Here is a 7774-nt window from a genome sequence, read left to right as displayed (position 1 = left end):
TGCCTGCTGCCGCCTAAAAGGCGGCCCGGATGCCTGATTATCAGGTATCCGGGGAGGATTAAGGGGTATTTGGGTAAAATTAGGAGTGATTGGGGGAGAAAACAGCCGAAAACCTGTGTTTGGGGTTTCGGTTGTTGAGGGAAGGCTTTTTTGCAAAGGTCTCAGGCCGTCTGAAAAGCCGTTTCCCATGACAGCGCGCACAATCTCCGATATCAGGGAAAACAGCGGCACCAGCGCGGCAAACGCCGTGACCATGCCGATAGCAAAGAGTTTTTCCGACAGCTTTTCCAAAGGCTTCGCCCGCCGCACCGACACGGCAGGTCGTGCGGCGCGGGCTTGGCGGTTTTTCGTTTTGCGTTTGTTCACGGGCTGTCTCCGCTGTTTGAGGATGTTGTCTATGGCCTGTTGCGGGTAGCTCATGGTTTTCCTTTAAACGGTTTTACGCGTCAATGTTCTGCGCGATCAGGGCGTTGTTTTCGATGAAGGCGCGGCGGGGTTCGACTTCGTCGCCCATCAAAACCACAGGTTTCCTATCCGCGTCCGATTGTTCTAATCAGTTCGTTCAAACTGTCAAGCTGCTGCTTTTGCCAAGTAATCAGTTTTTCCTTTTCCATCAATATGGCCTGCAAATAGCCGTTTTGCTGCTTCAACTTTTCGATTTCGATCACATACTGCTCCTGCGATGCGTAATAGTTGGCGAAGTTGGTACTGTTTTCCATATTCAGAAACACCAGATTTTTCTCAACCGTGAGCAGATCCACCACGTCCATGCCCAACACATCGGCGATTTTTTCCAGCTTGTCCATCTGCAAACCCACCTCCCCGCGCTTGATTTTCGCATAGCCGTTGACCGACATCTGCAACTGCTCGGCCATGTTTTCCTGCGAGAAGTTTTTCAACTCGCGAATCTTACGTACTTTTTCATGAACTTTCATCCAGCCTCCTTATTGGTTGGTATTGCCGATACTACGGGTTGGTGTTATCGGCATGGGTGGAAGTTTATCATACAGAGTTCCTGCACTATACGAAAAATTTTGTTAAAAGGTTTAATTTCAAATGGGAAAAATAAAATTGATCAGCGTTGCGGCAGCTTCTGTTTTTGCACTGAATGCGTGCGACATCGGCGGAGGTAAAGTTGCCTGTTCGAATGAAAATGGTATTCAGGTTCTGCGCAGTTTGGTTGGGGAAGAAATTGAAAAATCTTTAAAAAATCAAGGGTTGTTTGATTTGGCCAATATCAGAGCATCAATTGCCGCTTTGCCGATGAGTTTTGAGGAAATCCGCACCTCTAAAGAAGACCCAAACAGTACGAAAGTTTTTTGTCAGGCTACATTCCGCATCACACCATCAGTAGAAACTGTGAAAGATGCCGAAACGGTGTTGAAAATCCGTGGCAATGCAGACAGTTTGGAGAATTTCTTGGATTCGTACGCGTTTAAAAAATCTAAGCAGTCGGCTAACGGTTTTGAAGGCACCTTGTTGTACAACTTGCAGCCCAGCGATGATAAGAAAGTGATTTTTGCCGAAATTGAGGCAAATCAGGACAATGTAATTCAAGCACCAACCCAACTGCTTGCTTTGGCCATGTCTAAGAAACAGGCGCAGGAGGAAGAAGCCGAAGCCCAAAGAATACAACAGGAAGAAGAACAGGCTGCAAGAGAGGCTCAGGAGGCGGAATGGCAAAGGCAGGCAGAGTTGGCTGCGGCACAGGAAAAGGAAGCCGAAGCACGTGTTGCGCAGGCCAAGTCGTTGGCGAAGCTGTCTGATGACAAACTGAATTTGGTTTGGAATGGTTTGGATAAGGAAGTAAGGCAGGAAATTTTACCGTTGCAAAGAGCGTGGCTTAAAGAACGCGAAAACAAATGTAAGGCCGAGTCGCTGAGTGAGGCTGATAAAAATGAACAGACTGTCCGTTTTCATCAGTGTTATGCGCGGATGACGGGTGAGCGTACTCAATTTTTATCAAACTGATTAAGGGGTATCATATGAAGAAATTATTGCTTTATTGTCTGGTATTGACGCTGACGGCTTGCGAATCTGTGCAACCTTACGTTAATGCTTATTTGGATGATTTGAATCAAAAGCTGCAACAGGGTACGGCAACCCAGCAAACCGTATCCCTGCTTAATTCTCCTTATTTTATTCAGGAAAAAACACAGGCCGATGTAAACCGACTGTTGGATAAAGCCCGGCCGGAAAAAGTGAGTTATTCGGATTGGAGGGGTATCAAACCCGTATTGAGCCGGCTTATCGGTTCTCTTGCCTGTAATGCGAGTTATCAGGATTTGAAGCAAGAAACCCATATTGATTTCAAATGGGTTGCTGATAACGATTATTATGGAGAGCAGGCAACCGTTCCAATTTTAGCTCTGGTTTTTTCTCGAAAAATCAATTCTGAGGAATATATTCAACAGGATTGTTACCATGTTGCTCAGATCCAAGTTGGAAATTATTCAGGATATGTAACTGATGCAACTGTTTATTTTGAAAGTGATAAAGGAAATGTTTTGAGTCATACTGTTAGATTAAGGTTGATTCCTGAAACGGAGCGTTGGATGTATATTGGATACTAATAAGGAGTTTGAAATGAAGAAATTTATTTTATCGGTTGTATTGGGTTGTATGAGTTTAAATGCAGGTGCCTTTGTTAAAAATAACAAAGTGGCAACGGAATTTTGCAGTAATCAAGCAATTGCGTTGATTAACTCTGATCCTAATATCGGGACATATATTGATTCCCAAAAGAATATTACGGTTTGGCTTGGAAAAATTGGGAAGAGTCAGCTAATGTATAAAGGTAAAATTTATGAAATAGGTGGGGAAGTTGTAAGTGGTGGCCATATTGATTGCGGATATAGCATGAAAGTGCAGAGAGGAAAGCGTAAAACCACAGGCTCTATGAATGTAGATTTTTGGAAAGAAGGTGGAAAAATAAAATTTGAGATTTATGAAAGCACAGATGATGTAACTCGTGGAAATGGATAGATATTTTGATACTAGGGGAATTAAATGAATATCAAACAAAACTATGACTGGCTGCGCGACTTTCACGGCTGCGACGGCGGCGACATCGGTTCTCCTGAGAAACCGTCTGTATGGGTATGCGGCATCGAATGGGGCGGCGGGCACACCGTTGAAAACCTGCGGCAGATTGCGGCAGAGCCGTACACGGGCGACACGGAGTTCGGTTATTGAGACTGGCAGGAATGCGTTGCCTATCCTTACAACATCAGCGTCTGCAAACTGTTGTGCGCCTTAAACGGCGGGCAGGTAGAGAATTACCGCCGCTTTGCCGAAGAAGTGCAGCCGTTTGTACACAAAGCGGATTCGGGCTATTTCAAAATGAACCTGTATCCGATTGCGTTTAAAAACACTGATGCCAGCCTTTGGCAGCAGGAGTTTTCCGAGATTACGGGTTTTGCCGACAAGCAGGAATACGTCAATTTCTGCAACAAATACCGCTTTGCCCAAATGAACCAATGGGCGGAACAATACCGCCCGCGCCTGATTATCGGATTCGGCACATCTTACGATAAGGAGTTTAACGTTGCGTTTTCAGACGGCCTTTCAGGTTTTCGTCAGGAAGAAATCGTCGGAAAAAATTAAAATGGAAGCGCAATCAAAACGACACATTGCTGGCAGTATTGCCGTTCCCGAGCGGTTCTCACGGTTTGAACAGTAACGAATCTTTGCAGAAATTCGGTGAAAGACTGGCGGAGTTGCTGGTCGGCAGGGAGTAAAACAGCATTTAATAGTTGGGGTAGGTTTCACAGCAAGCATAGTTTGGGTTGCCAAAACCAACAGACAGCATGTGACCTTTGCAAAATTCCCCAAAATCCCCTAAATTCCCACCAAGACATTTAGGGGATTTCTCATGAGCACCTTCTTCCAGCAAACCGCACAAGCCATGATCGCCAAACACATCGACCGCTTCCCACTATTGAAGTTGGATCAAGTGATTGATTGGCAGCCGATCGAACAGTACCTGAATCGACAAAAAACCGTTATCTCCGAGACCATCGCGGCCGTCCCGCCTATACCCTGTTGTCCGCATTCATAGCCGTCCTGCTCGGACAACGGAAAACAGCCGAAAATCTGTGTTGGAATTTTAACTGTTGGGTAAAAAGGGTTATAGTGGATTAAATTTAAATCAGGACAAGGCGACGAAGCCGCAGACAGTACAAATAGTACGGCAAGGCGAGACAACGCCGTACTGGTTTAAATTTAATCCACTATATTTCGCAAAGGTCTTGGCTATTCTTGAAAATACCAGGTCGTCTGAAACGCTATTTGAGATTTCAGACGACCCTTATATTTTATAGCTTCAATCATTTTTGTCTAAATGATAAATTTGGGCAACGGCTTCTACAAGATCACGGTCGGTTGAGCCTGCTTTATTGAGGGTGCGGGTAGGGGAATGGAGCAGTTTGTTGGTCAGTTGGATAGAGAGGCGTTCGAGGACTTCTTCGGGGGACGTACCTTTCGCCAGTTGCTTCATTGCATTTTCCAGCACTTGTCTGCGGGCGCGTTCGCCCTCGTCGCGAAGTGCGCGGATAAGCGGAACGCTTTGGCGGCTTTTTTGTTGTTGGATAAATTCGCCGACTTTTTCTTCAACCATGGCTTCGGCGGCCGCGGCGGCTTTTTGCCGTGATTCTTTACCGCTTTGGACGATGTTCATCATATCGTCGACGGTATAAAGATAGGCATCTCCAAGTTCGCCCACTTCTGCTTCGATGTCTCTGGGGACGGCCAAATCCAATAGGAAAACAGGCATGTTATGGCGTTGTTTCAAAGCGCGTTCGACCATGCCTTTGCCGACCAACGGAAGCTGGCTGGCAGTTGAAGAAACGACGACATCGTATTCGTGCAAAATTTCAGGTAGGTCGGTCAGCAGGCGAGGTTCGGCAGTAATGCCGAGTTTGTCGCACAATTCTTGCGCACGGGGTAGGGTACGGTTGGCGACGGTAATCAGTTTGGGGTTTTTCGCGGCAAAGTAGGTAGCCACCAATTCAATCATTTCGCCTGCACCGATAAATAAAACATTCAAATCGGCAATATCGGGGAAAATTTGTTCCGCCATTTTGACCGAGGCGGATGCCATAGATACGGAATTTTCACCGACGGCGGTATCGGTACGGATTTCTTTGGCCACCGAGAAGGTTTTTTGGAACAGCGCATTGAGGTGTGAATTGATGCTGTCCTGCTCTTGGGCGATACGGACGGCATCTTTGATTTGTCCGAGGATTTGCGGTTCCCCCAATACCATGGAATCTAGCCCGCAGGCTACGCGGAAGGCGTGTCGGATGGTTTCGTTGTTGTCTAAAGTGTATAGGTAGGGACGGATTTCTTCGATAGGAAGATTATGATATTCGGCGAGCCATTCAATAATCCGCTCTGTATTGCCGACGCAATAGAGCTCGGTACGGTTGCAGGTAGACAGAATGACGGCTTCGTTAGCAGCCGGACTGTGTGCCAAAGCACGAACGGCATCGGGGAGATGCTCGGCGGCGAATGCTAATTTTTCGCGTATGCTCAGGGGCGCAGTTTGATGGTTGAGTCCGACGGCGGTGAGTTGCATGGGGAGGGTGTTTTGCGGAATGGTGTGTGTCGGGCGGTATTATAGCCCAATTCAAGTATGAAATGAACGGATAAGGAGGGGCGGGTAGGTGGCGGTCGTCTGAAATTTTATGTGTCGGCAGCTTTAGGTTTTCAGACGACCTATCCGTCTCACAGATAAAAATGTTTGCCGTTGTTCGGGTTGCTTGTTTTCAAATCGTTCAACATCCGTTTGAAATCCAAACCGTATTGTTCGCTTAATTTTTCTGCGCGTTTTTTCAGCTTGTCGAGGTTTTGTTCTTTCGGGCTGCTTTGGAACGCCATGACCGCCATATTGCCGTGGCTTTCGGCGGGCAGCTCCAGCACGCGGCCTTCGAAGACGTTGAGCAGGCGTTCGACGAAGCGTTGGTAGCGTTTGTCGCCGCTCCACCAGTTGGTCACGAACACGCCGTCTGGCGAGAGGGCGTTGCGGCAGTCTTGGAAGAAGGGTTCTTCCACCAGTGCGTCGATGATTTGTTCGCCGTCGAAGCCGTCCACCAAAATCACGTCGGTATTGTGGCGGAACACTTTGATGTATTCCGCGCCGTCCGCTTCGACGATTTCGAAGTTTTCCCCTTCAAAAGGCAGCTCAAACAGGCTGCGTGCGACGGCGATAACCTGCGGATTGATGTCCACGGCGGTTTGTTTGGTGTCGGGTAAATAACTGTCTATCCAGCGTGCGAACGAGCCGCCGCCCAAGCCGATTTGGGTAATGTGTTTCGGCTTTTCTTCGGCAAACAGAAGCCAGCCCATCATTGCGCGGCTGTACGACAAAACCAGTTCGGCGGGATGGTCGAGGTTCATCGAGCTTTGGATGGTGTCGCTGCCCAAATGCAACGAGCGGATGTTGCCTTCTTCTGAAATGCCGACTTCTGGCAGGTCGGACTTGGCGGGGCGCAGGCGGCGGTAGGGGTGTCGTGGCATGGTGTAGGACGGATGGAGGGGAAGGGGTGTATTTTATCAGAGTGTCGTCTGAAATGCTTTTTGTGCTTGTGTTTTTCAGACGACCTTGCGGTTATGCGTCTGAGCGACTTGGTTTATATATGGGGTAATCATTACGCCTGAAATAAATTTCTTTTTAAATCAGATATTTTTTATAAAAATTTACTTTGTGGGCAACAAGCTCTTGCCAAGCGGGGCGGTTAACGGCATAATTCGGCTTCTTTGCCGGTATAGCTCAGTTGGTAGAGCACCTGACTTGTAATCAGGGGGTCCCGAGTTCGACTCTTGGTGCCGGCACCAATCAAACAGCCCGATTGTGAAAGCAGTCGGGCTGTTTTGCGTCTGCCGTTCGGGTGGATGGTGGCAGGGCGGCGGGCATTTCACTATAATAGCCCGTTTTAATCTAAAAGGTCGTCTGAAAAAGGCGGAACACATTCCAATGATTACTGTGAACACACTGCAAAAGATGAAGGCAGAAGGCGAAAAAATCGCCATGCTGACCGCCTATGAATCCAGCTTTGCCGCGTTGATGGATAATGCCGGCGTCGATGTTTTGCTGGTAGGCGATTCCTTGGGCATGACCGTGCAGGGACGCAAATCCACGCTGCCCGTCAGCCTGCGCGATATGTGTTACCACACTGAAAACGTCGCGCGCGGTACGGAAAACGCGATGATTGTCAGCGACTTGCCTTTTGGTGCGTATCAGCAGAGTAAAGAACAGGCGTTTGCCGCCGCTGCCGAATTGATGGCGGCGGGCGCGCATATGGTCAAACTCGAAGGCGGTGTTTGGATGGCAGAAACCACCGAATTCCTGCAAATGCGCGGCATTCCCGTCTGCGCCCATATCGGCCTGACTCCGCAGTCCGTGTTTGCGTTTGGCGGATATAAAGTGCAAGGGCGGGGCGATAAGGCGGAAGCTTTGTTGGCAGATGCAAAAGCACACGACCAAGCGGGTGCAGCCATCGTATTGATGGAATGCGTGCCGGCGGAGTTGGCGAAAAAAGTAACCGAAACCGTCTCTTGCCCGACCATCGGCATCGGCGCGGGCGTGGATTGCGACGGACAAGTTTTGGTTATGCACGATATGCTCGGCATTTTCCCGGGCAAAACCGCCAAATTCGTCAAAAACTTCATGCAGGGCAAAGACAGCGTCCAAGCCGCCGTTGAAGCCTATGTCCATGAAGTCAAAGCCAAAACCTTCCCCGCTGCGGAACATTCGTTCGCTTGATGCTTACGA

Annotated in this window: 10 protein-coding genes, 1 tRNA gene and 1 pseudogene; 8 read left to right on the top strand and 4 right to left on the bottom strand. The window is 48.4% G+C overall.

All coding sequences use genetic code 11. The features are described 5' to 3' along the window. Positions 1 to 420: hypothetical protein (locus tag NSCA4_RS15395; protein WP_176621458.1), on the bottom strand; the 420-nt coding region annotated here is incomplete at its 3' end. Between the two features lie 110 nt (positions 421 to 530). Further along, positions 531 to 935 (bottom strand): helix-turn-helix domain-containing protein, encoded by a 405-nt coding sequence (locus NSCA4_RS0101055; RefSeq protein ID WP_016686431.1) that lies wholly within the window; start codon positions 933 to 935, stop codon positions 531 to 533. A 121-nt stretch (positions 936 to 1056) separates the two neighbouring features. Here NSCA4_RS0101055 and NSCA4_RS0101050 point away from each other — a divergent pair, with 121 nt between their 5' ends. The 6 genes and pseudogenes from NSCA4_RS0101050 to NSCA4_RS12540 all read left to right on the top strand — a co-directional run. Then, positions 1057 to 1971 carry a lysozyme inhibitor LprI family protein gene (locus tag NSCA4_RS0101050; protein ID WP_016686430.1) on the top strand — a complete coding sequence of 305 codons (915 nt, stop codon included), beginning with the start codon at positions 1057 to 1059 and terminating at the stop codon, positions 1969 to 1971. A 14-nt stretch (positions 1972 to 1985) separates the two neighbouring features. Next, positions 1986 to 2573 carry a hypothetical protein gene (locus NSCA4_RS13280; RefSeq protein ID WP_016686429.1) on the top strand — a complete coding sequence of 196 codons (588 nt, stop codon included), beginning with the start codon at positions 1986 to 1988 and terminating at the stop codon, positions 2571 to 2573. Positions 2574 to 2586: 13 nt separating this feature from the next. After that, a complete protein-coding gene (locus NSCA4_RS0101040) occupies positions 2587 to 2985 on the top strand; it encodes a hypothetical protein (RefSeq protein ID WP_016686428.1) in 399 nt (132 codons plus the stop codon). 24 nt (positions 2986 to 3009) lie between these two features. Beyond that, on the top strand, positions 3010 to 3195 hold the full coding sequence (locus NSCA4_RS15890) for a hypothetical protein (RefSeq protein ID WP_016686427.1): 186 nt from the start codon (positions 3010 to 3012) through the stop codon (positions 3193 to 3195). A gap of 51 nt (positions 3196 to 3246) precedes the next feature. Further along, positions 3247 to 3606 (top strand): hypothetical protein, encoded by a 360-nt coding sequence (locus NSCA4_RS15885; protein ID WP_016686426.1) that lies wholly within the window; start codon positions 3247 to 3249, stop codon positions 3604 to 3606. A gap of 268 nt (positions 3607 to 3874) precedes the next feature. Then, positions 3875 to 4077 (top strand): annotated as a pseudogene (locus tag NSCA4_RS12540) (transposase); the annotation flags it as partial. A 247-nt stretch (positions 4078 to 4324) separates the two neighbouring features. Here NSCA4_RS12540 and hemA read toward each other — a convergent pair. Together hemA and NSCA4_RS0101015 are read right to left on the bottom strand one after the other, a co-directional pair. Further along, positions 4325 to 5578 carry a glutamyl-tRNA reductase gene (gene hemA / locus NSCA4_RS0101020; protein WP_016686425.1) on the bottom strand — a complete coding sequence of 418 codons (1254 nt, stop codon included), beginning with the start codon at positions 5576 to 5578 and terminating at the stop codon, positions 4325 to 4327. 149 nt (positions 5579 to 5727) lie between these two features. Beyond that, positions 5728 to 6519 carry a polyamine aminopropyltransferase gene (locus NSCA4_RS0101015; RefSeq protein ID WP_016686424.1) on the bottom strand — a complete coding sequence of 264 codons (792 nt, stop codon included), beginning with the start codon at positions 6517 to 6519 and terminating at the stop codon, positions 5728 to 5730. A 242-nt stretch (positions 6520 to 6761) separates the two neighbouring features. Between NSCA4_RS0101015 and NSCA4_RS0101010 the strand changes: the two genes are divergently transcribed. Both NSCA4_RS0101010 and panB read left to right on the top strand, forming a co-directional pair. After that, positions 6762 to 6837, top strand: a tRNA-Thr gene (locus NSCA4_RS0101010). Positions 6838 to 6976: 139 nt separating this feature from the next. Beyond that, positions 6977 to 7765 carry a 3-methyl-2-oxobutanoate hydroxymethyltransferase gene (gene panB / locus NSCA4_RS0101005; protein WP_016686423.1) on the top strand — a complete coding sequence of 263 codons (789 nt, stop codon included), beginning with the start codon at positions 6977 to 6979 and terminating at the stop codon, positions 7763 to 7765. Positions 7766 to 7774 lie beyond the last annotated feature (9 nt).

Source organism: Neisseria sicca 4320, from assembly GCF_000193735.1.
Lineage (GTDB): Bacteria > Pseudomonadota > Gammaproteobacteria > Burkholderiales > Neisseriaceae > Neisseria > Neisseria sicca_E.
This window is presented reverse-complemented; position numbering and strand designations above follow the sequence as displayed.